Source organism: Pseudomonas piscis (assembly GCF_009380155.1).
Lineage (GTDB): Bacteria > Pseudomonadota > Gammaproteobacteria > Pseudomonadales > Pseudomonadaceae > Aquipseudomonas > Aquipseudomonas piscis.
This window is the reverse complement of the sequence record NZ_WHUV01000002.1, coordinates 824,762-846,465: the sequence shown is the minus strand read 5'-3', so window position 1 is coordinate 846,465 and position 21,704 is coordinate 824,762. Positions and strand designations below refer to the sequence as shown.

Annotated in this window: 24 protein-coding genes; 12 read left to right on the top strand and 12 right to left on the bottom strand. The window is 64.6% G+C overall.

The window, feature by feature from the left end; all coding sequences use genetic code 11:
* Nucleotides 1-123 precede the first annotated feature (123 nt).
* Nucleotides 124-843: an SGNH/GDSL hydrolase family protein gene (locus GDH07_RS13890; RefSeq protein ID WP_152897909.1), complete on the top strand. Its 720-nt coding sequence runs from the start codon at nt 124-126 to the stop codon at nt 841-843.
* 74 nt (nt 844-917) lie between these two features.
* On the top strand, nt 918-1,352 hold the full coding sequence (locus GDH07_RS13885; protein WP_152897908.1) for a nuclear transport factor 2 family protein: 435 nt from the start codon (nt 918-920) through the stop codon (nt 1,350-1,352).
* Between the two features lie 67 nt (nt 1,353-1,419).
* On the opposite strand, the gene GDH07_RS13880 is transcribed toward GDH07_RS13885, so the two are convergent.
* Nucleotides 1,420-1,668 (bottom strand): hypothetical protein, encoded by a 249-nt coding sequence (locus GDH07_RS13880; RefSeq protein WP_022644362.1) that lies wholly within the window; start codon nt 1,666-1,668, stop codon nt 1,420-1,422.
* Between the two features lie 238 nt (nt 1,669-1,906).
* Here GDH07_RS13880 and GDH07_RS13875 point away from each other — a divergent pair, with 238 nt between their 5' ends.
* The gene (locus GDH07_RS13875; protein WP_031321672.1) at nt 1,907-2,248 is read left to right on the top strand and encodes a hypothetical protein; all 342 of its coding nucleotides are present in this window, start codon (nt 1,907-1,909) and stop codon (nt 2,246-2,248) included.
* 38 nt (nt 2,249-2,286) lie between these two features.
* Here the strand turns inward: GDH07_RS13875 and GDH07_RS13870 are convergent, their stop codons facing one another.
* The 6 genes from GDH07_RS13870 to qhpR all read right to left on the bottom strand — a co-directional run bounded on the left by GDH07_RS13870 (nt 2,287) and on the right by qhpR (nt 6,924).
* Nucleotides 2,287-2,595: a DUF7693 family protein gene (locus GDH07_RS13870; RefSeq protein ID WP_022644364.1), complete on the bottom strand. Its 309-nt coding sequence runs from the start codon at nt 2,593-2,595 to the stop codon at nt 2,287-2,289.
* Nucleotides 2,592-2,870, bottom strand: a complete 279-nt coding sequence (locus GDH07_RS13865; RefSeq protein WP_022644365.1) for a transporter suffix domain-containing protein — start codon at nt 2,868-2,870, stop codon at nt 2,592-2,594. Before GDH07_RS13865 ends, GDH07_RS13870 begins: the two co-directional genes overlap by 4 nt.
* Before the next feature lie 59 nt (nt 2,871-2,929).
* Complete coding sequence (locus GDH07_RS13860; protein WP_152897907.1) at nt 2,930-3,682, bottom strand: DUF3313 family protein; 753 nt, start codon at nt 3,680-3,682, stop codon at nt 2,930-2,932.
* A gap of 19 nt (nt 3,683-3,701) precedes the next feature.
* Complete coding sequence (locus GDH07_RS13855) at nt 3,702-4,304, bottom strand: TetR/AcrR family transcriptional regulator (protein ID WP_152897906.1); 603 nt, start codon at nt 4,302-4,304, stop codon at nt 3,702-3,704.
* A gap of 83 nt (nt 4,305-4,387) precedes the next feature.
* On the bottom strand, nt 4,388-5,749 hold the full coding sequence (locus GDH07_RS13850; protein WP_152897905.1) for an NAD(P)/FAD-dependent oxidoreductase: 1,362 nt from the start codon (nt 5,747-5,749) through the stop codon (nt 4,388-4,390).
* Nucleotides 5,750-5,907: 158 nt separating this feature from the next.
* Nucleotides 5,908-6,924, bottom strand: coding sequence for an AraC-like transcriptional regulator QhpR (gene qhpR, locus GDH07_RS13845; protein ID WP_152897904.1), 1,017 nt, complete (start codon nt 6,922-6,924; stop codon nt 5,908-5,910).
* A gap of 262 nt (nt 6,925-7,186) precedes the next feature.
* Between qhpR and GDH07_RS13840 the strand changes: the two genes are divergently transcribed.
* The 8 genes from GDH07_RS13840 (at nt 7,187) to GDH07_RS13805 (ending at nt 15,900) form a co-directional block, all read left to right on the top strand.
* The gene (locus tag GDH07_RS13840; protein WP_152897903.1) at nt 7,187-8,407 is read left to right on the top strand and encodes an amine dehydrogenase large subunit; all 1,221 of its coding nucleotides are present in this window, start codon (nt 7,187-7,189) and stop codon (nt 8,405-8,407) included.
* On the top strand, nt 8,401-8,952 hold the full coding sequence (locus tag GDH07_RS13835; protein ID WP_152897902.1) for a MauE/DoxX family redox-associated membrane protein: 552 nt from the start codon (nt 8,401-8,403) through the stop codon (nt 8,950-8,952). The genes GDH07_RS13840 and GDH07_RS13835 overlap by 7 nt, the downstream gene beginning before the upstream one ends.
* A complete protein-coding gene (gene mauD, locus GDH07_RS13830; protein ID WP_022644373.1) occupies nt 8,952-9,587 on the top strand; it encodes a methylamine dehydrogenase accessory protein MauD in 636 nt (211 codons plus the stop codon). The genes GDH07_RS13835 and mauD overlap by 1 nt, the downstream gene beginning before the upstream one ends.
* An 8-nt stretch (nt 9,588-9,595) precedes the next feature.
* Nucleotides 9,596-10,117 (top strand): methylamine dehydrogenase light chain, encoded by a 522-nt coding sequence (locus GDH07_RS13825; protein WP_425502119.1) that lies wholly within the window; start codon nt 9,596-9,598, stop codon nt 10,115-10,117.
* A 2-nt stretch (nt 10,118-10,119) separates the two neighbouring features.
* Nucleotides 10,120-10,554 (top strand): c-type cytochrome, encoded by a 435-nt coding sequence (locus tag GDH07_RS13820; protein ID WP_235777389.1) that lies wholly within the window; start codon nt 10,120-10,122, stop codon nt 10,552-10,554.
* 4 nt (nt 10,555-10,558) lie between these two features.
* Nucleotides 10,559-11,197: a c-type cytochrome gene (locus GDH07_RS13815; protein ID WP_152897900.1), complete on the top strand. Its 639-nt coding sequence runs from the start codon at nt 10,559-10,561 to the stop codon at nt 11,195-11,197.
* A gap of 329 nt (nt 11,198-11,526) precedes the next feature.
* Entirely contained in the window at nt 11,527-12,702 is a 1,176-nt protein-coding gene (locus GDH07_RS13810; protein WP_343038231.1) for an efflux RND transporter periplasmic adaptor subunit, read from the top strand.
* A 12-nt stretch (nt 12,703-12,714) separates the two neighbouring features.
* A complete protein-coding gene (locus tag GDH07_RS13805) occupies nt 12,715-15,900 on the top strand; it encodes an efflux RND transporter permease subunit (RefSeq protein WP_152897899.1) in 3,186 nt (1,061 codons plus the stop codon).
* 104 nt (nt 15,901-16,004) lie between these two features.
* Here the strand turns inward: GDH07_RS13805 and GDH07_RS13800 are convergent, their stop codons facing one another.
* From GDH07_RS13800 to dkgB, 5 genes are all read right to left on the bottom strand, one after another.
* Nucleotides 16,005-16,892: an AraC family transcriptional regulator gene (locus tag GDH07_RS13800; RefSeq protein ID WP_152897898.1), complete on the bottom strand. Its 888-nt coding sequence runs from the start codon at nt 16,890-16,892 to the stop codon at nt 16,005-16,007.
* Nucleotides 16,893-17,090: 198 nt separating this feature from the next.
* Complete coding sequence (locus tag GDH07_RS13795) at nt 17,091-18,260, bottom strand: MFS transporter (protein WP_152897897.1); 1,170 nt, start codon at nt 18,258-18,260, stop codon at nt 17,091-17,093.
* Complete coding sequence (locus GDH07_RS13790) at nt 18,257-18,601, bottom strand: MoaF-related domain-containing protein (protein WP_022644382.1); 345 nt, start codon at nt 18,599-18,601, stop codon at nt 18,257-18,259. The genes GDH07_RS13795 and GDH07_RS13790 overlap by 4 nt, the downstream gene beginning before the upstream one ends.
* Nucleotides 18,598-19,563: a TIGR03571 family LLM class oxidoreductase gene (locus GDH07_RS13785; RefSeq protein WP_152897896.1), complete on the bottom strand. Its 966-nt coding sequence runs from the start codon at nt 19,561-19,563 to the stop codon at nt 18,598-18,600. The genes GDH07_RS13790 and GDH07_RS13785 overlap by 4 nt, the downstream gene beginning before the upstream one ends.
* Nucleotides 19,564-19,567: 4 nt before the next feature.
* Entirely contained in the window at nt 19,568-20,371 is an 804-nt protein-coding gene (gene dkgB, locus GDH07_RS13780; RefSeq protein ID WP_053129602.1) for a 2,5-didehydrogluconate reductase DkgB, read from the bottom strand.
* 302 nt (nt 20,372-20,673) lie between these two features.
* Between dkgB and GDH07_RS13775 the strand changes: the two genes are divergently transcribed.
* Entirely contained in the window at nt 20,674-21,570 is an 897-nt protein-coding gene (locus tag GDH07_RS13775; protein WP_152897895.1) for a LysR substrate-binding domain-containing protein, read from the top strand.
* The last annotated feature ends 134 nt before the right edge of the window (nt 21,571-21,704 follow it).

The window sequence follows — 21,704 nt, the reverse complement described above, 5'->3', positions numbered from 1 at the left end:
ACGGCTCGAAAAGGTCGGACGGAAGGTTTGGAACGCGGCGAATCTTAGCATGATGAAGAATCTTGACGCTGTTAAGATTGCGCCGTAGCCTGCGTGCCACCACTGCCATCGGGTGCATGGATCATGATCGAGAGCCTGTCCAGGATCGTCCTGGGGCCGCTGCTGCTGGCCCAGGGGCTGTATGTGCGTCGGTTCACCCCCAGGCTGCCCGAGCCCCAGGGCCCACGAGCCGGCAGCTGTGGCCAAGGCCCATCCCTGCGCCTGCTGGTCGTCGGCGACTCGGCCGCCGCCGGCGTCGGTGTGAGCCACCAGGACGATGCCCTGGCCGGCCAGCTGGCGACCTGCCTGGCCCGTGACTTCAGCCTGTCCTGGCAACTGCTGGCCGAGGCTGGCCTCGATACCCGGCAATTGTTACGCAGGATCGAAGACAGCCCCGGGCAAGGCTTCGATGCGGTGCTGGTGTGTGTGGGAGTCAACGACGTCACCAGCGCGATTACCGCCGAGGCTTGGCTGGCGTGCCTGGCGACGCTGGTACAGCGCCTGCGGCAACGATTCCGGGTACATCAGGTTTTGCTCTCGCGCCTGCCGCCGATGCATGCCTTCATCGCCTTGCCGCAGCCTTTGCGCTGGTACCTGGGAAGCAGGGCGCGGCACTTCAATCGCCTGCTGGAACAGTGGAGCCGGGATCAGCCCCAGGTGACGCTGCTGGGCGACTCTCTACCACTGGATGCCAGCCTGCTGGCCGCTGATGGTTTTCATCCCGGAGCACCGGCCTACCGGATCTGGGCCGAGCAGTCCGCGACCTTGCTGCGCAAACGTTTTGCCGCGCCGGTTGGCGCCTGAAACGCCCTCGCTCCCGGACCGACCGGGGCCGAGGGTTCTTGAGACGTACCCTTGAAGCTGGATAGGAGAACCCGATGTCCGAATTGAAACTGCATCCCCAGGCCGACGCTTCCTTGAAACGCTGGCACGCGATGGTCGAGCACGAGGATCTTGGCGACCTGCCCGAGTTGCTCGACGCCAATGTGCTGTTCCGCTCGCCCATGGCCCACACCGCCTATCCGGGGGCTCCCGTGGTGGCGAGCATCTTGCGCACGGTGCTGCAAGTCTTCGAGGATTTTGCCTACCACCGGCAACTGGCCACGGCCGACGGCTTGAGCGTGGTGCTGGAGTTCAGCGCACGGGTCGGCGACCGGCAGCTCAAGGGGATCGACATGATCCGCTTCGATGAGCACGGCAAGATCGTCGAGTTCGAGGTGATGGTTCGGCCCATGAGCGGGTTGCAGGCATTGGGCGAAGAGATGGGCCGGCGCCTGGGGGCCTACCTGGCCGCCAGCAAGTCCGGGGCCTAGGACTTTCGCATCCGGGGGCGGCGTGCCATCGGCCGCCGCCGAGTGCTGTCTGGCCGGGCAGGGGGCTTCAGGCTGGTGGCTGGCTCAGCCAGGACGCTACCACTCGCCGGTCGAGTTCTTCCCAGTCAGCCATGCCCAGGACCCGGGTGGTGTTCAAACCGCGCAGGTAGCCACGCAACTGGTAGGCAACGGCGCGTCGCTCTTGCGAGTCGGTAGCGCTATCGCCCAGGGCGGTTTCATAGTCGATGAGATAGTCGGCCACTCGCTCACGGAATTCCGGCAAGACGGCATCACGAATCAGGTCAAAAGTTCGCACGGGGATTTCCTTTTCTATTTGTATTCGGGCTGTCAGGCAGTCTGCACGTGGCGTAACTATCGGTTCAAGTAATAGTGACAATCAAGAAACACCTATTCTGCTGCGCCCGCCAATCAGGGAAAATCGCCGCCGTCACAGACGCCGCCCCCTGGCGTCTGGAGTCCATTGATGAACGCAGCGGCGGCGCCGTGACGCCGAACCGCTGTGCACCGAACCAGACTTTTCCAGGATTTCACCGATGCGTGTTGCACCCGTTGTTGCCTTGACCCTAGGTTCCCTGCTGCTGAGCGCCTGCGCCACGGCCCCGAACGACCCGACCCTGGTCATGCAGACGAACAAGACCCCCGCCGAATACGCTGATTGCGTAGTGCCCAAATTGCGTGACCAGGCGCTGGCCCCTACGGTTTCCCAGACCCAGCGCAGCTACCGGATCGTAGTGCCCAGCAAAGTGGCGGCCAACAACGTGCTGGAGGCGTACAAGGCGCCCAATGGCGGCAAGGTGTTCCTGTACGAGCGCCATTTGCTGGCGTCGAGCTTTGCGCCCTCGAACTTTTCCCGGGCCGCCCAGGATTGCCTGTAACCGGCTGAAATGAGTCGCCCTGGTGTGCCGGGGCGGATTCAACCCGCCGTTTCGAGCAGGTGTTCGATCCGGGCCAGTTCCCAAGTGCTGAGCAGGCTGACCGGATCGGTACCGAAGCGTTGCCGGGTGTCGAGTTGCCATTGCAACCCTCCGGGGGCCTGGCAGCTCTGGCAGTGCAGCAAACGCCCACCGTCCAGTTCCAGCATCAGGCGCCAACCCTCGATATCCACCCTGAGGGGATCAGTCTTGCATGGTCGATCCAGCACCTGTAGCCGATGGGTGCCCAGGGCGGCTTCGCGCAGGCGTTGGCAAACCGTGCGGGCGTCGAGGGCAGGGGGCTGGTTCATGGTGTTTGCTTGTCATCCGTGGTTGGCGGTTGTTTTTCGTGGCGGCGCAACAACCGCCGGGCCCCGAGCTTGAGTTGTCCCCAGTATTCCTTGCCGAGGATGGCCATGACCACCAGGGTCAGCAGTTCGCCGAACAGCGCCAGGGAGGGAATGACCAGGGCCTTATGGGGTATCTCGAGGAACGGCAAGATAGGCAGTGCGATCCAGTAAAGCAACACCAGCGCCAGCAGCGACAAGCCAATTTTTTTCCGCAACCCCGTGGTTTTTTCTTTCATATCCAACCTCTTGTTGCCAGGTTACGGCGAACCTGCGCCGTCCCTCGCACCGATTCGTCTTAGCGGGCAGCACGCCCGAGTGGAGAGAAGAAGCCAGCCGCTTCACCGGCGAATCTTCGTGCCAGGGCCTGGGCATGGGCGGCGCGTTGGTAGCTGTCGAGGATGTCCGCGAACCCGGCATCGTCGGCCAGTAGCAACAAGGCTTGTTGTTGCCCGCTGCGGCCATCGACGGCTTCGAACTCCACGGACAGTCCACCGTTCTTCACCGGGCCCAGCAGCAGGGTGGTCATGGCATTGATGACCGGCGAGGCTTCAGCGACCCGGGTGATGCGGGTCCTGACTATCAGGGTGTCGGCGCCAGGGTTGCGCGGTGTAAGCATGAAGCTGCGGCTCAACTCGGCTTCCAGGGATTGACGCAGGGTGCGTTCGACTTCCAGCGCTACCTCGGGAGTGACCTGCCGGGCGACTGCCGCCGTTACTTGCAGCGGTGCCACCAGAACCTGGGCATAGTGCCCGCCGCGAGCCGCCTGGGGAGTGATCCCCATGCCGTGTTCACCGATCTTCTGTAGCCCCTGGTAGCTCTTGGCCTGGCCCGAGCGCGTGACCTGGGGAGTAGTGCAAGCGCTGAGCAGGAGGACGGCGATCGCGATCAGTAGCCAATGACGGTTCTTGAGCTGGCTTGGTGAAAAATAAACGGAGTACTTCGTCTCGTTATTGGACAAAAAAAAGCCCAGCGGCGAGGGGCGTTTTTCGTTGATGCCCTGGCCGCCCCGGGCAAGGGCGGTGGACAGGCGCGAGAGAGGGTTCTGCATAGTGTGGTGATCCTGGGTTTCATTGCGATTGAGGAGTAAGCAGGTAGGTCCGGACGAAATCACCCAGGGCTGTTGCGGCCTGATTGGCGTCGATGGCCAGGCCCAGGCTCAGCTCCAGCCATAGGCCGCTGAACAGGGAAAACACCAGGCCCGCTGTACCCAGGGGCGACAGTTCGGGGCGAATCCAGCCTTCACGCTGACCGGTGGCCAGGAGCTCGCCCAGCTCGATGCGCATCCGCTGGTCCATTTCGATCATCCGGCCGTGCTGGTTGCCACGGGTCACTTCCAGCCAGCTGTCCAGGCTGAGATCCAGTTCTCCTGAATGCAGTTCGGCCAGCAGTTCCTCGGCGCTGATCCTGGCCAGCGCATGCAGGCCTTCCTTGCTGAGCAGTTGCCGGATCTGGTTGGTGTAGCGCTCGATCTCGATCTCGACTATCGCATCGATGATCTCGCGCTTGTCGCGGAAATAGCGGAACACCGCGCCGGCACTCATGCCCGCCCGTTGGCAGATGTCCTCGGTGCGGGCGCCATGGAAGCCCTTTTCCTTGAAGACACGGGCGGCCGCCAGCAGGATCTGTTCGCGGCGCTGTTCATGCAGTTGTTCGTTGCGGGTACGGGCCATGGGAACTTGCTTAATAATCGGACTGAATAGTCGCATTATGTTGGCAGCCCATTCGCTCCGTCAATGATCGGTGATCGGCCATGTCAGGCCCTGAGTTCGCGCTCCTCCCACCAATCCCAGGCCTTGAGCGCCCGGCGTGCGACCTTGCCGCCCCAGAACGCCAGGGTATCGCCGGGCATGGCGATCGACTTGCGGTTGACGATCCAGAAGTCCGTCAGCTCGGTCTTGTACCCATTGAGCAGGTCGGCAATGGTGCGGCCGTTGAGGTGGGTCAGGGCCACGCCATGGCCGAAGCAGCCACCGGAATAGATGATGCGCTCGTCACCGATGAAGCTGATCTCCGGCACCATGTCCAGGTTCACCGATACCGGTCCGCCCCAGCGGTAGTCGATCCTGGTGTTCGCCAACTGTGGGTAGATCCACTTCAGGTGCGCCTCGCAGTGCTGCCAGGTGCTGGGCGAGGGCGCGTCCTGCATGGCCGGGCTGCGCTGGGCGATCACGTCGCCACCGCCCATGACGATCCTGCCGTCGAGGGTGGGCCTGAAGTAATGCAGCATCTGCCGGTTATCGCCGAAGGCCTGGCGTTGCGGCCAGCCGATGCTGTCCCAGATGGCCGGGCTCAAGGGCTCGGTAACGACCTGGTAGGTCCAGAGGGGGAACTGGCGCTCCTTGAGTTGCTCGGGCCCGGGGACCTGGCGTGAATAGGCGTTGGTCGCCAGCACCACCTTGTCGGTGCGGATCCGCCCGCCGGGAGTCTGCAGGATCACCGCGCCTGCCGCAGGCTGGATCGCGCTGACCGGGGTCAGCTCATGGATCCTCACCCCGGCCGCCTCGGCCAGGGCCTTGAGTCCGCGGACCTGTTTGCACGGGTCCAGGTAGCCGGTATCGGATTCGTAGATGGCATCGTTGAAGCGCGGCGAATTGAAATCGTCCCGGACCTGGGCCGCTTCCCGCCATTGCATGTCGCTGTCCAGGCCCAGGTCCTGGAACAACTGGTAGGTCTTGCGCATGCGCTGCGACTGCTTCGGCGAGTAGCTGATGCGTACCAGCCCCGTGTGGCGATAGTCGCTGCCCAGGGCATGGGTCTCGATCAGCTCGCGGGTGTGAGCCACCGCCAGCTTCAGGTAGTGGTGGGCATCGATCATCTTCTGCTTGCCCCAACGCAGCAGTACCAGTTCCGGTTCCAGGCCGAACAGCTTGGTGCTGAAGCCGGCATTGCGACCGCTAGCCCCGAAGCCGATGACCGCCGCCTCGACCACCACCACCCGTGCGTTGGGGTTGTCCTGCTTGAACTGCCAGGCGCTGTTGAGCCCGGTGAAGCCGCCGCCGATCACCGCGACATCGACATTCAGGTCCTCGTCCAGCGCAGGGTTGGCCTGATAGTCGCCATAGGTGTGCTGCCAGAAGGATTGGGGGCTTCGCAGTGGGTCTTGGATGAAGGTCATATTGTTGTTCTCTTGGCCGGGGGATGCCGCCTGCCACGCACCAGGAGCGGGCAGGGGGCGAGCCTTGAGGGTAACCAGCCGGTGTTCCGGCGAATTGTCCGGCGGTGCCAGTCTGGCCGGCCGATCGCGTCAGCGTTGGCGCGCAGATGGCAGGGGACTCAGCCCTGGGGCAGGCAGGAAGCGCGGTACTGCTGCGGCGACAAGCCAGTCCAGCGGCGGAAGGCGCGGGTGAAGGAGCTGGATTCGGCATAACCCACCAGCAGCGAGATCTCGGTCACCGAATAGTCCGAGCCCCGCATGTAGGCCATGGCCATGCCTCGGCGCACGTCCTCGGTCAGCGAAGAAAACTCGATGTCCTGATCCTTCAGGCGGCGTTGCAGCGTGCGCCGGTTGAGCCCCAGTTGCTGGCTGACGTCATCCAGGGACAGGGCGCCGCTGCTCATGCCGGTCGCGATCAGGTGCGAGACCTGGAGCAGGATCTCGTCGCCGATACTGCGGTTCTGGCGTTCCTGCTCCAGGTAGGGCACCAGGGCCTGGTACAGGCGCTCGTTGCCGTGGGCCACCGGCAGGCGCATGGCATCGGCGGCGAAATGGATGCGGTTCGATGGCTGGCGAAAATGCACCGGGCACTGGAATACCCGCTTGTGCACCGAGACATCCGCCGGCTTGTCATGCTCGAAGTCCACCCGCAGTGGCTTGATCGCGCTGCCTGTGATCAGCTCGAACTGGCGCAGGATGGAGGCGATGGCGAACTCCGAGTCCTGCCGGCGATAGAGAATGGCCGGGGCATTGACCAGGTACTCGACACTGGCCGAGCGGGAATTGCACTGGACGTTGATGGTCGACTCCTGGGAGAACACCACGATGAAGCGCTGCAGCGTGCGCAATGCCATCTCGACGCTGGTGGCGCAATGCAGTGCATGGCCCAGGGCGCCGAAGTCATTGGCCTCGGTCCGGCCGCCCAGCTCCAGGCCGATATTGGGGTTGTCCTTGCTGGCCGCCTCCCACAGGGCGATGTATTGCTCTCCCGGAATCTCCACGTCGGCCTGTTGCAACAGCAGGTCATCGATGCCGAGCGCTTCCAGGTGCGGGGCGAACAGCGGACTGAAGCGTCGGAAGAAATCCTCGGACAGCACCGTGCGCACCGACCAGGCCTGGGTGGGGGGACGAAACATGGGTCGGTCGGGGGAAGTCTTTGCCTTGTGGATCGCCTTCATGCCGCACCTCTTGTTCTAGTGCGGCAACTGCACAGGGATCTGCCCTTCAAGTCAAGGCTTGCCCGTCATTGCGCGGGCACCAGCCGGCCGTGGCAGGTGGCTGGCGCGGGATGACAAGCGAGCTGTCATCGCGGGGCAAGTCGTCTCTTGCTGGCCGTGGATAGACTTCGGCCAAAACAGATCGGCCTCCATAGGGCCGACGCCAAGGAACCCCCTCCTTATGCTGATGCGTTCATTTCGATACTGGCTCTGTGGCCTGTCGCTCACCATCGCCAGCGGCGCGGCCCTGGCCGGATTCGTCCCCGAGCAGGCGGGGGTCGAAGTCCTGGATGACCACCGCGGCCAACACTGGTTCTGGATCTGGGGCAGCAATGCACCGAACATGGTCGACGGCCGCGCCTACCTCTTCGATGACAACGGCCGCAACCTGGGCCTGCTGAGCACCGGGACCTGGTCCAACGGCCTGGTGATGTCGCAACAGCGCGACGAGCTGTATGCCACCGAGATCTATTTCAGCCGCGGCGTGCGCGGCACTCGTTCGGATGTGGTCAGCGTCTACGACGCCCGGACCCTGAGCCCCAAGCACGAGATACCGATCCCGGCCAAGCGCATGAGCGCCTTGATCTCCACCGGGCTCAGCGTGCTTTCCGACGATGAACGCTTCCTGCTGGTGCTCAACTTCACCCCGGCCCAGTCGATCTCCATCGTCGACCTGCAACAGCGGCGTTTCGTCGAGGAAGTGCCGATCCCCGGCTGTGCCTCCATCTACCCGGCCGGCCCCCGTGATTTCTATGCGATTTGCGGCAATGGCGGCTTCTTCCACTTGCGTCTCGACGAGCAGGGCCATGTGGCCTCCCAGGAGCGCACTGCGCCGCTGTTCGATCCGCTACAGGACCTGCTGCTGACCACCGGCATGCGCCGTGGGGACGAGTGGTTCTTCGTCTCCCAGAAAAACCGCGCCTACAGCCTGCGCATGAATGCCCAGGGGGTTGCACTGCAGCAGCAATGGTCGCTGGTCAGCGACGCCGAGCGTGCCGATGGCTGGGGAATCGCCGGCAACCATGGCACCGCCTTGCACGCCGATAGTGGCCGGCTGTTCGTGCTGATGCACAAGGACCAGCCGGAGAACTACCAGAAGCCCGGTACCGCGGTGTGGGTCTACGACATCCGCAGCCAGCAGCGCCTGGCTCGGATCGAACTCAAGGAGCAGAGCACCGCCATCGGCGTCAGCCAGGGCCAGCACCCGCGACTGTACAGCCTGGATTGGCTGGTGCCGATGCCGAAGCTGTTCACGTTCTGGGTCTATCTCACCGAGGGCGACGCGGGGCTGGCCCCGCTGTTGCGCCAGGGCATCAATCTCTACAACGCCGACACTGGCCAGCACCTGCGCAGCATCGGTGATATCCCGCTGGGCTTCATGAACGTGGTGATGCCATGGTGACCTTCAGCTGGCTGCACGACCCGTTGATCCACCTGTTCAGCGCCCTGGGCCTGGCCCTGTTGCTGGGCCTGGGCGGCCTGGGCAAATTGCGCGATCGACAAGGTTTCGCCCTGGTGTTGGAGGGTTATGGCCAGGCCCTGGGCCAGTGGCTGCCTGCGGCGCTGCGCGGAGTCCTGCTGCTGTTGCTGCCGGCGCTGGAGTTGCTGGCGGCCGTGGGCCTGTTGTGCAGCCCCTGGCTGGGCTGGAGCGCCATCCCCGCGGCGCTCCTGCTGGGCGGCTATGCCCTGGTGCTCGCCGCCAGCCTGGGGCGGGTCGAAGACTGCGGCTGCCACCTGGGCGCTCGCCGCCAGCCGCCAGCCGCGGCCCTGGTCTGGCGCAACCTGTTGCTGGCGCTGATGGCCTTCAACCTGCTGCTGCCCATGACCGATCGTCCGCTGCAGTGGCTCGACGCGCTGACCCTGGGCCTGGCGCTCATGGCCGGGGTGGCGATCTACCAACTGGCGCACGTGCTGATTTCCAACCACGCCTTGCTCAAGGAGTTGTGATGAACATGATCCAGGCGCTGCTGATATCCACGGTGTTTTCCTGGCTGATGACCCTGGCCCTGATCGTTGCGGTCTGGGCCCTGGCCCGCCAGGTCGGGGTGCTGCACGAACGCATCAGGCCGGTGGGCGCGTTGTCCCTGGGCAAGGCGATCCAGGCCGGCGAGCAGGCACCAGGCTTCAATCTGCCCAGTCTCACCGGCGGTTCGGTGAGCCTGGGTGGCGCCAGCCTGATGGGACAATCGACCCTGCTGTTCTTCCTGTCGGAGAGCTGCCCGGTATGCAAGACCTTGCTGCCGGTGCTCAAGTCCCTGGCCCAGCATGAGCGGGCGCAGTTGCGCATCGTACTGGCCAGTGACGGCGAGCCGCAGGCTCACCGGTCGTTCATCGAGGCCCAGCAACTGTGGGCATTTCCCTACCTGTTGTCCCGGGAAGTGGGCCTGGCCTACCAGATCAGCAAGTTGCCCTATGGCGTGCTGATCGATGCCCAGGGCACCGTGGCCGCCCACGGCCTGATCAATTCCCGCGAACACCTGGAAAGCCTGCTGGAAGCCCAGGCGCTGGGGCATTCTTCGATCCAGTCCTTCCAGGCCGCGCAGCAAGCGCCTGGCGACTCACTCTACAAGCAGGTGCACTGAGCATGGCGATCAAATGGTTCGACGAAGCTGCCGAGATGTTCTCCCGGCGGGTCGCCCGCGGCAGTTCGCGGCGGGGTTTTCTCGGCGGCCTGGGGACCTTGATGATAGGCGTCGGCGCCACCACCCTGTTGCCGGTACTGCGCACCGGTGCCTTCGCGAAGGACGGCACGACCCTGGTGGAGAACGGTGATCCGAACAGTTGCGACTACTGGCGCTATTGCGCCATCGACGGTTTCCTCTGCGGTTGCTGCGGGGGGACGGCCAACAGTTGCCCACCCGGTACCGTGCGTTCGGACATCACCTGGATCGGCACCTGCCGCAACCCCGCCGACGGCCGCGACTATGTGATTTCCTACAACGACTGCTGCGGCAAGAGCAATTGCGGGCGTTGCGTGTGCCAGCGTGACCGGGGCGATACGCCGCTGTATCGGCCGCAGAGTTCCAACGACCTGAACTGGTGCTCCGGCAGCCATGCGGACATGCCGTACCACTGTTCGCTGTCGGTGGTGATCGGGGTGAAGGAGTCGTGAGCGTGGCGCGCTTCGCGCTGCTGGTCCTTGTCGCGTGGGCGACCGATGCGCCGGTGGCCAGCGCCACCGAGCCTGCCCAGGTGGACTACATGCTCAATTGCCAGGGCTGCCACCTGCCGGGCGGGGAAGGCAATCCCCTGCGCCAGGTGCCGGCGTTCCCGGGGCAGTTGGGCAAGTTCCTGGGCGTTGCGGGCGGTCGTGAATACCTGGTCCAGGTGCCCGGTTCGGCGCTTTCGGGACTCTCTGACCAGGCCCTGGCCGGCGTGCTCAACTGGATGCTGGTGCGCTTTGGCGCCGAGCAACTACCCAGCGATTTCAAACCTTATACCGAGGCCGAAGTGCATTCCTGGCGCCAGGGCGTGCCGGCCAACGTCGAGCAGGTCCGCAACCGGCTGTTGCAGCGGATTGCCCGGCAAGAACTACAACAGGGAACCTGAACCGATGAACAAACCGCTCTATCTCGGGCTGCTCCTGCTGGCCGCGACCGGTAGTGCCGTGGCCGCTGCGCCGCCGCCCGAGGCCCAGGCCTGTGTCGCCTGCCATGGCGACCGGGGGCAGGGCAATCCGCTGCTGGGCGCACCGCGCCTGGCCGGCCAGCAAGCCGACTACCTGTTGAGCCAGTTGCAGGACTTCAAGGGCGGACGCCGCGGCTACGATGCGCGCGACAGCCATGGCCTGCAGATGCGGGCCATGGCGGCGAGCCTGGATGATGCCGTGTTGCCCAGCCTGGCTCGCTACTACTCCGTCCTGGAGGCTGGCTTGGCCGAGGCGCCAGGCACGGCAAACACCACCCAGGGGAGGGATCTGTACCAGGGGACCTGCGCTGGTTGCCATGGTCCAGAGGGCCAGGGCTTCGCCCATCTCAAGACGCCCAGGCTCAACCTCCTCGATGGTGCCTACCTGCAGCGCCAGCTCGAGCATTACGCCCAGGGCATCCGGGGCAGCGAAGAGCGTGCCGGTACGCTGGGTATCTGGATGCGCGGAATTTCCCTGCAAATCCGCCAGGACAGCGAGCGCCAGGCCCTGGCCGACTACATCACCGGGCTGGGAGCCGCGCCCGCCAGGGCGCCCGGACCCTGAGCGACATGCGGTGCATGGCTTCCATGCACCTGTGGCCAAGCCGGACAGCATGGGGACCCCTGCGTCCGCTCGCAGGATCAGGCACGGCTTTCGTGGCATCGATGTAACCCTCGCAAAGGCCCGAATGGCATCGTGCACATGCCGAAAGCCAACGCAGGCCAGCTCAAACCAGTGGTCAGGTTTTCCGATTGTGCAAGTTGCGTCGTGCGCAACTTATTTTTCATTCCCTCTTTCGATTTCGACCCTCGCCTGTCTCTCGCGGCAACGTTGCATCTACTGATGCCGGCGCAGGGCCAGGCGCGCTGCGAAATCACCCAAAGGAGACGGTTGTGTCTGACCTAAAGCGATATTGGACTTCATTCGGGCCGGGGACTTCCCTGGTTGTCGTCGCCTCGATCGCAGCGGCGCTGACGGCGTGCAGTGACGACGGCGGCCAAGCGGGCGCCCCTCCGGCGGCCCAGGTCAGCGCGGCCCAGGTGGTGGTCAAGCCGGTGCGCCAGTGGGACGAGTTCAGCGGGCGCATTGCCGCCACCGATGCGGTCGAGGTCCGGGCGCGGGTCAGCGGCTATATAGAGCGCATCGCATTCAAGGAAGGCGACGAGGTCAAGCCCGGCGACTTGCTGTATCGGATCGATCCGCGGCCGTACAAGGCCTCCTATGACAGCGCCCAGGCTCAACTTGCCCGGGCGCGAGCGACGGCCGAGCTTGCCCGGGTTCAAGAGCAGCGGGCGCAGGTGCTGGTTGCGGTCAATGCGATTTCCCGCGAGCTGTTCGATACTCGCCGCGCCGCCGCGACCCAGGGCGCCGCCGATGTACGCGCGGCAGAAGCGGCACTGGCCAGTGCCCAGCTCAACCTGGAGTTCACCGAGGTCCGTTCGCCCATTGCCGGGCAAGTCGGCCGGGCCATGCTGACAGTCGGCAATCTGGTCCAGGCCGACCAGAGCGTGTTGACCAGCGTGATCTCCCAGGACCCGCTCTACCTCTACTTCCAGCCGGACGAGCAAAGCTTCCTGCGCTACATGGCACTGGCCCGCGCCGGCCAGCGGAGCAACTCGGCCAATCCGGTGCGCATCGGCCTGGCCAGCGACAGCGGTTTTCCCCATGTCGGGATGGTTGATTTCGTCAATAACCAGGTCGACCCCGCCACTGGCACCATCACGTTGCGCGCGGTGGTGGCCAATCCCCAGCGCTCGCTGATCCCAGGCTTGTATGCCCGGGTGCAGCTCCAGGGGAGCGGTGAGTTCAGTGCCATGCTGATCGATGACAAGGCCATCCTCACCGACCAGGATCGCAAGTACGTCTACGTGGTGGGGGCTAAGAACGAGGCATTGCGCAAGGACGTCACGCTTGGTGGTTTCGCGGATGGCCTGCGCATCGTGCAGGCCGGCCTTACGCCCGAGGACAGGGTCATAGTCGCCGGCTTGCAGAAGATCCTGTTCCCCGGCGCGCCGGTGGATGCCGGTACGGTGGCCATGGGCGCACCTGCTTCGATCTCGATGAAGTGAGGAAGGCTGCCAATGAATTTCTCCAGATTCTTCATCGAGCGCCCGATCTTCGCCGCGGTGCTATCCATCGTCATTTCCCTGGTGGGCCTGATCGCCATTCCACTATTGCCGATCAGCGAATACCCCGAGGTGGTACCGCCGACGGTGGTCGTCACCGCTACTTATCCCGGCGCCAACCCCAAGGTGATCGCCGAGACTGTCGCCGCCCCGCTGGAAGAGCAGATCAATGGCGTCGAGGGCATGATGTATATGAAGTCGGTGGCCGGCTCCGATGGCGTCCTGATGATGACGATCACCTTCGAGCCCGGTACCGACCCCAACAAGGCCCAGGTGGATGTACAGAACCGCGTGGCCCAGGCTCAATCGCGCCTGCCTGCGGCTGTGGTCGCGATGGGCGTGACTACGCAGAAGCAATCACCGAGCTTCGCCTTGATGATCACGCCGGTCTCTGCGGACGGACGTTACGATGGCCTGTACTTGCGCAACTACGCCAACATCAAGATCAAGGACCAGCTGTCCCGTATCCCTGGCGTTGGCCAGGTGCGTTTCTTCGGTAGCGGCGACTACGCGATGCGTGTCTGGCTCGACCCGGGCAAGGTCGCCTCGCGTGGCCTGATCGCGGGCGATGTGATGCGTGCGATAGAGGATCAGAACCTGCAGGTTTCGGCCGGCCAGCTCGGTGCCGAGCCGATCAAGGGCGGCAGCGATTTCCTGATTGCGATCAACGCCCAGGGCCGCCTGCGCACGCCCGCTGAGTTCGGTGCCATCGTGCTCAAGACCGGCTCGAACGGTGAGGTGGTGCGCCTGGCCGATGTCGCGCGTATCGAGTTGGGAGCCAGCGACTACACGCTGCGCACCCGGCTCGATGGCCAGGAGGCGCCGGTCATCGGCGTGTTCCAGGCGCCGGGCGCCAACCTGCTGGATGTGCGCCGGGATGTGATCGCCAAGATGGAGGAGCTCAAGAAAAGCTTTCCTCCCGGCATGGACTACCGGTCCGACTACGATGCGACGATTTTCGTGTGCGAAGCCATCGACGCGGTGGTCAAGACACTGGTCGAGGCGATCGTACTGGTGGTGCTGGTGGTGATCCTGTTCCTGCAGACCTGGCGTGCCTCGATCATTCCGTTGATAGCCGTGCCGGTGTCGGTGATCGGCACGTTCGCGGTGTTGCATGTGCTGGGCTTCTCGATCAACACCTTGACCTTGTTCGGCCTGGTGCTGGCGATCGGCATCGTGGTGGACGATGCCATCGTGGTGGTCGAGAACGTCGAGCGCAACATCGGCGAGGGCCTCACGCCCCTGGCCGCCGCGCACCAGGCGATGAAGGAGGTGTCCGGGCCGATAGTCGCGATCGCCCTGGTGCTGTGCGCGGTATTCGTACCCATGGCCTTCCTCAGCGGAGTCACTGGTACCTTCTACAAGCAATTCGCCGTGACCATCGCCATTTCCACGGTGATCTCGGCGATCAACTCGCTGACGCTGTCGCCTGCGCTCGCGGCCATGCTCCTGCGTGGCCACGATGCGCCCAAGGATGCACTCTCCCGGGGGATCGATCGTGCCTTCGGCTGGTTGTTCGCGCCGTTCAACCGATTTTTCGACGCCAGTTCCAACCGCTACCAGGGAGCGGTATCACGCATCCTCAAGCGGCGTGGCGCAGCGTTCGTGGTCTATGGCGTACTGCTGGCGGCTACGGGGCTGTTGTTCGATAACGTGCCCCGGGGCTTCATCCCGACCCAGGACAAGCTGTTCCTGGTGGGAGTGGTGAAGCTCCCCGAGGGTAGTTCCATCAGTCGCTCGGATGCGGTCGTCAACGAACTGGGCAAGAGCGCCCTGGCCACCGAAGGCGTCGCCCATGTGCTGACGTTCGCCGGTTTCAATCCGATCCAGCAGACCAACACCCCGAACTATGCGGTGGCCTACGTGATTCTCAAGCCGTTCAACGAGCGCCAGCGCAGCGCCAAGCAAATCATGGGTGATATCCAGGCCAAGATGAACGGCATCCAGGAGGGCATGGCATTCGTGATGAACCCGCCGCCGATCCTCGGCTTGGGTACCGGGGCTGGTTACTCGATGTTCGTCCAGGATCGTGCCGGTGCCGGTTACGGCGCCTTGCAGCAAGCCACTGGCGCGTTGCAGGCGGCGCTGATGAAGGAGACCGGCATGGGCTTTCCGTTCTCGGGCTACCAGTCCAACGTGCCGCAGCTGGATGTCGAGGTCGATCGCATCAAGGCCAAGGCCCAGGGCGTGGCACTGGCGGATCTGTTCCAGACGTTGCAGGTGTATATGGGCTCTGCCTATGTCAACGACTTCAACCTGTTTGGCCGTACCTGGCGGGTATATGCCCAGGCCGACGGCGACTTCCGCAAGCGTGTCGAGGACATCGGTAACCTGCAGACGCGCAACGAACGGGGGGAGATGGTACCGATCGCCTCGATGATCAGGATCAGCCAGACCTACGGTCCCGATCCGGTGCTGCGCTACAACGGCTATCCGGCGGCGGACTTCTCGGGTGAAGCCGATCCGGCGCTGCTGTCCTCGGCGCAGGCGATGGACAAGATCACCGCAGTCGCCAGGGAGGTGCTACCCAACGGCTTCGATTTCGAATGGAGCGACATGAGCTTCCAGGAGTCCACCCAGGGCAAGGCCGCACTGGTGGTGTTCCCGGTGGCGATTCTCCTGGCTTTCCTGGTGCTCGCGGCGCTGTATGAATCCTGGACCCTGCCGCTGGCGGTGATCTTGATCGTGCCGATGTGCGTGCTCTCGGCATTGTTCGGGGTAAAGCTGTTCGGCGGCGACAACAATACCTTCGTGCAGGTGGGGCTGGTGGTGCTGATGGGACTGGCCTGCAAGAACGCGATCCTGATCGTCGAGTTCGCCCGGGAGCTGGAGTTCCAGGGGCAGGGGATAGTCGAGGCTGCCCTGCAGGCGTGCCGCTTGCGCTTGCGGCCGATCGTGATGACTTCGATCGCCTTCATCGCCGGGACCATTCCGCTGGTGTTCTCCCAGGGAGCCGGTGCGGAGGTGCGTTCAATCACCGGGGTGACGGTGCTTGCCGGAATGATCGGCGTGACGCTGTTCGGGCTGTTCCTGACGCCCGTGTTCTATGTCGGCCTGCGCAAGTTGTCCGGGCGCAAGTTGGTCCAGCATGGCCAGAGCAGCATGGGGCAAGGACGGGAGGCTTCCGACCACGGCCTGTAGCTTGGCCTGGCCGGTTGCCGCGGCGTACGCGCAACCGGCCGTGGAAGCTGGCTAGGCCCTGGTCGTCACTCCAGGGCTGTTGTCGTATCGCAGTGAGGTAGCGATCAAGCTTCGCTGTCCTTGAGGTGCTGCAACGGCGACACCCCGTAGAAGCGGCTGTACTCGCGTGTGAACTGCGAGCGGCTCTGGTAGCCGACGGTGAACCCCGCATTGCCGATGTTATGGCGCTCGATCTGGATCAGCCGGCGTGCTTCGTGCAAACGGAACTGCTTTTGATACTGCATCGGGGTGAGGCCGGTGATGGCCTTGAAGTGGTGATGCAGCGAGGACTCGCTCATTCCCACCTGGTCGGCCAGTTGCGGTATGCGCAGGGGTTGCATGTAGTGCTTGCGCAGCCAGTCGATCGCCCGGGTTATGCCATTGGTCGAACTGTCCACCACCGCCAGTTGCAGCAAGCGGCGGCCATAGGGGCTGGATAACAGCCGATAGATGATCTCTTGCTCGATCAGGGGCGCCAGGGACTGGATGTCGCCAGGAGCATCCAGCAGACGCAGCAGGCGCAGCGTCGCGTCGACCAACTCGGGGTTCAGCCGGTCGACTACCACGCTGCACGTCTCGTGGGTGGTCGAGGGATGGGGCGGGATATCCATTCGGGCGAGCACTTCATGCAGGCGTTCCGGGGTGATCGCCATGCCAAGGCCGAGGCAGGGCTGGTCTGCGCTGGCCTCGACTATATGAAAGGCCACGGGAACGTCGAATGACACGAACAGGTAGTCGCCCTGGGCGAAGTGCCGGACCGTGTCTCCCAGCTGGATGCTCATGCGGCCTTGCACCACCATGCCGAAGGATGGCGACTGCGGGCAGCGGATAGCGGTCTGGCGCGAGGTATGGCGGGCCACTTCCAGGCTGGGGTTGGCCGTGCAGTTGACTCCTTCCTCGATGGCGTGGCGAGCGACGAGCTGGCTGATTTCCTTGAGCGCGCTGGTGTTCATGGCAGATCACTGATCGGTTGAGGTGACCTGTGGATCATATCCGCAGATAGATCCGTTCCTGCGCGCATTTACAGGATCAGGCACAACTCTCGGGGGATTGGGCGATCTGCTCCGGGATGGGCTCAAGGACGGGGGAACCCCTGCCTCAAGCCGGATCGCATCCCCGGAGCACAGCGGGGCTTTCACCCAGGGCTGGCGTCATGCCAGGTCAGCGGCGGAATCGCTTGCCTTGCGTCGTCCGCCCAACCACACCAGCAGCAGACCCGACGCCGCCAGCAGGCCGCCGGCCACCGGGACCGCGGCGTAGCCCAGGCCCTGGCTGATGACGGCGCCACCGAGCGCGGCGCCCACCGCGTTACCCAGGTTGAAGGCGCCGACGTTGATCGACGAGGCCAGGCCGGGCGCTTCGGCCGCGGCGATCATCACCCGCATCTGCAGCGGCGGCACCACGGCGAAGGTGAACATGCCCCATACCAGCAGAGCCAGGGCGGCGGTGACGTGGTTGCCCAGTACCAGCGGCATCGACACCATGATCAAGGCCAGCACGCCGAGGAAGATCCGTGCCGAGCCATCCAGCGACCAATCGGCCAGGCGCCCACCGAGGCTGTTGCCCAGGGTGAAGCCGACCCCGATCAACACCAGGCCCAGGGTGACGAAGCTGTCCGAGGCGCCGGTCAGTTGCGCCAGCACCGGGGCCACGTAGGTGTAGAGGGTGAACATGGCACCGGCGCCCAGCACCGTGGTGGCCATGGCCAGCAGCACGTTGGGCCGGGCGATCACCGCCAGTTCGCGGCGGACATGAGGCACGCTGCCACGCTCGCCCTTGGGCAGGGCGTACCACAGTGCGGCGATGGCCAGCAGGCCCAGCACTGCAGTACCGGCGAAGGCCATGCGCCAGCCGACCTGCTGGCCAAGCCAGGTGGCCGCAGGCACACCGCCGATGTTGGCGATGGTCAGGCCCATGAACATGGTGGCCACGGCGCTGGCTTGCTTGTCCTTGGGCACCACGCTGGCCGCCACCACGGCACCGAGGCCGAAGAAGGCACCATGGTTGAGGCTGGTGACCAGCCGCGAGGCGAGCAGGGTGTAGTAGTCCGGCGCCAGGGCCGAGAGCAGGTTGCCGATGGTGAAGATGCCCATCAGCATCATCAACGCCGCGCGCTTGCCGAAGCGGCTGAACAACAGGGTCATGATCGGTGCGCCGATCATCACGCCGATGGCGTAGGCGGTGATCAGCATGCCGGCGCTGGGAATGCTCGCGCCGACGCCTTCGGCGATCACTGGCAAGAGGCCCATGGGAGTGAATTCGGTAGTACCGATGCCGAAGGCCCCGATGGCCAGGGCGAAGAGAACGCGTCCGGGTTTCATTGCGCGTACTCCTGGTTGGCGAGGGCGGTCAAGGGGCCCTGCATGCGATAGAAGCTCAGGTCGCTGGCGGTGAAGAAGGCCTGGGAATGGCCTTGGGCGAAGTCGTCGACGTGCACCACCGTGGCGCCGTCGGCTTCCTGCCAGGAAATCACGTAGACGCCGTCGGCGATTTGTCGCCATTGGCAGGCGGCTTCGCCGCTGGCACCGGCGTAGGGGCCGGAGACGATGGCGTAGCGAATGCTCAGGCCATCGCTTGCATAGATGTTATGGGCCACCAGGCCGTCGTAGGCGACCTGGAAGCTGCGGCCCGCGAAGGCCGGTACCTGGGGGGAACTGCTCATGAAATGGCCTCCGGTTGTGGGTGGGATGCAGTCGCAGCAGTGGCATGAAATTGTGGCAGTACGTACTCGGCGATCTCCCGCAGGGTTTCGTCCAGTGGTCGTACGTTGCGTCGCAGATGCAGGCCGACATGGTCGACACCGGCTGCGCGCAGGGCATTGAGCTCGGCGATCAGCGCGTTGCGACCACCACGGAAACCGAAGCGCCAGCGGCGCATGGGTTCGTCGGCACGCTCGGTAAGGTCCAGGTGGATGAAGCTGCTGTAAGGCTTGTTGCCCGCCACCGAGCGCCAGTCGGCAACGCGCCGCTGGTGGTCCTCGGGGGTGCCCGGGTAGGCCAGGCAGCCATCCATGTGGTTGCCGATCCAGGCCGGGCTTTGCTGGGCCAGGCCCGCCACCAGCAAGGGCAGGGGCGAGGTACTGGCTGGCAGCACGGCCATGCCCTCGGGCAGGTGGCCGTTGGCGCCATCCTTGAGCAGGGCGACCTGCTCGCGGAAATTATGGCCGCGCCCCTCGAAATCCCGTCCGAACAGTGGGTACTCCACTGGCCGGTCACCGCTGGCCACGCCCAGCAGCAGGCGATTGCCGCTCAGGCGTTGCAGGCTGTTGGCCGACTTCAGGGTCAGCAACGGCTCGCGGATCGGCAAGACCACGGCAGCGGTACCCAGCAGGATGTCGCGGGTGACCCCGGCCAGGTAGCCGAGGTAGGAGAACACCTCGAACACCTGGGCGGCATCGCCGAACGCCGGGTCGTACAGCGGCACGTCGCGGATCCACAGGGCGCGAAAGCCCAGGCGGTCAGCCAGTTGCGCCAGGTAGGCATGCTGCTTGAGGTCGGGTTCGCCGGGCAGGCGGCCAGCTTGGCGCCGGGCCTGGTCGCCGGCCGGGGTCCAGTCATGGTCCAGCGGTGCTTCCAGGCCGATGCTGAAACCACCGGCGGTCAGGCGTTCGAGGGGCGTGGTCATGGCATCAGTCCCAGATTGGCGCCAGGCCGTCAGGGCTGACTTCGCGGCCATTGCGTTCAAGGGTGGCGATACGCGCCATGTCTTGCTCGTCCAGGCGCAGGCTGCGGGCGAGCAGGTTGCTGGCCAGGTTCTCCGGCTTGGTGGACGACGGGATCACCGCATAGCCCAGTTGCATGGCCCAGGCCAGGGCGACTTGGGCCACGGTGGCCTTGTGCTTGGCGGCGATCTCGGCCAGCACCGGGTCCTTGAGTACCTTGCCGTAGGCCAGGGTCATGTAGGAGGTGACGCTGATCCCTTGTTCCTTGAGGAACGCAGTGAGCTTGCTGCCTTGCAGGTAGGGGCTGAGCTCGATCTGGTTGGTAGCGATCTGCTCTTTGCCGACCACGGCGATGGCTTGCTTGGTCAGTTCGATGTTGAAGTTGGAAACACCGATCTGGCGGGTCAGGCCCAACTTCTTGGCTTCGAGCAGGGCCTCCATGTATTCGGCCAGTTCGATGCCATTGCCTGGGGCCGGCCAATGGATCAGCAGCAGATCGACATAGTCGGTACGCAGCTTGGCCAGGCTGTCGCGCAGGCTGGCAACCAGCTTGTCGGCGGCGTAGTTGTCGACCCAGATCTTGGTGGTGATGAAGAGTTCGCTGCGGGCCACGCCGCTTTCGGCGATCGCCTGGCCGACATCGGCTTCGTTACCGTAGATCTGCGCGGTATCGATCACGCGATAGCCCAGGGCCAGCGCCGACTTGACCGAGTCGATGACAGCCTGGCCGGTCAGGCGGAAAGTACCGAGGCCAAAGGATGGAATACTCATGGATCTGCTCCTGGTGATTGTTGCGCATAGGCGCGGCCGTTGCCGGACGGGCCTGGCGGCCCGGAGCGCAGGACCGCTTGGGAATGGACGTAGTATGTCCACCGGGCGCTGGCGGATTAAGCCATCGATGGACCAAACACCTTTGACTTGAAGTCACGAATCGAGCTCCGGCCTGCGCGCCTTGGGCATGGATGCCAGGGCCGGGCGGGGAGCAGGGAAGATCATCGTCGCAGGTTCTATCGGCGCTGGCCGGGGGCGACGGCTGTATGATCGGGGCAAACAATAATCAGGGGGCCAAGCCGATGATCGGGTTCACCTTTCGCCAGCTCGAGTATTTTGTCGCCGCTGCGGAGCAGGGCAGTGTCAGCGCAGCGGCCCGGGCCATGCATATTTCCCAGCCATCGGTATCCCTGGCCATCGCCCAGCTGGAAACCGTGCTCGGCCAGAAGCTGTTCCATCGCCAGGTCAGCCGTGGCCTGGAATTGACCCCGGCGGGCCGCAAGCTCCTGGAACAGGCACGGGATATCCTGGGCCGGGCAGGGGCCATGGTCGGCGTCGAGGATCACCAGGCCGGGCTGCGGGGCAACCTGAGCCTGGTGTGTTTCCAGGACCTGGGGCCGTATTTCGCTCCGCGCCTCCTGGCCGGTTTTCGCCAGCTGCACCCGCAGGTCTCGATCACCCTGTTCGAGAGCGACCTGGCGGGGGTCAACCGGCGCTTGCTGGAGGGCCAGGCCGAGCTGGCCCTGACCTACGGCGTGGGCCTGAGTCCGAATATCGAGGCACGGGTACTGGAGCGGCTGATGCCCTATGCGCTGTTACCGGTGAATCACCCCCTGGCGGCCCGGGAGCAGGTCTCGCTGGTGGACCTGGCCGCCGAGTGCCTGATCCTCGAGGACATCGCCCGTACCCGCGAGTACTTCCTGTCGTTGTTCTGGGCCCAGGACCTGCAACCGGCCTCGCTGCAACTGACCCAGACCTTCGAGATGCAGCGCGGCCTGGTGGCCCATGGATATGGCGTGGCGCTGTCCTGCACACGGCCGGTGGGCGATCGCAGCTATGACGGCCAGCCGCTGGCCTGCCGGCCGTTGCTGGAGGCCGTCAGTCCGCAGCCGGTGGTGCTGGCTCAGTCCAGCGCCATGCGTCCGTCGCCGGTGGCCCAGGCCTTCCAGGAGTGGGCCAGCCAGCAGTTTGCCTGCTAGGGGCTGTTGCCGTTTCGCCGCGACCGCGCCGGAGCCAGTTTTAGCGCGGGGCTAGGCACGAGACGCGAAGTTTGGCCGTCCAAATGAGCCGTCGAGTAACGACGCGCCGCGCTAAAATCTGCCCGTCCCTTCGG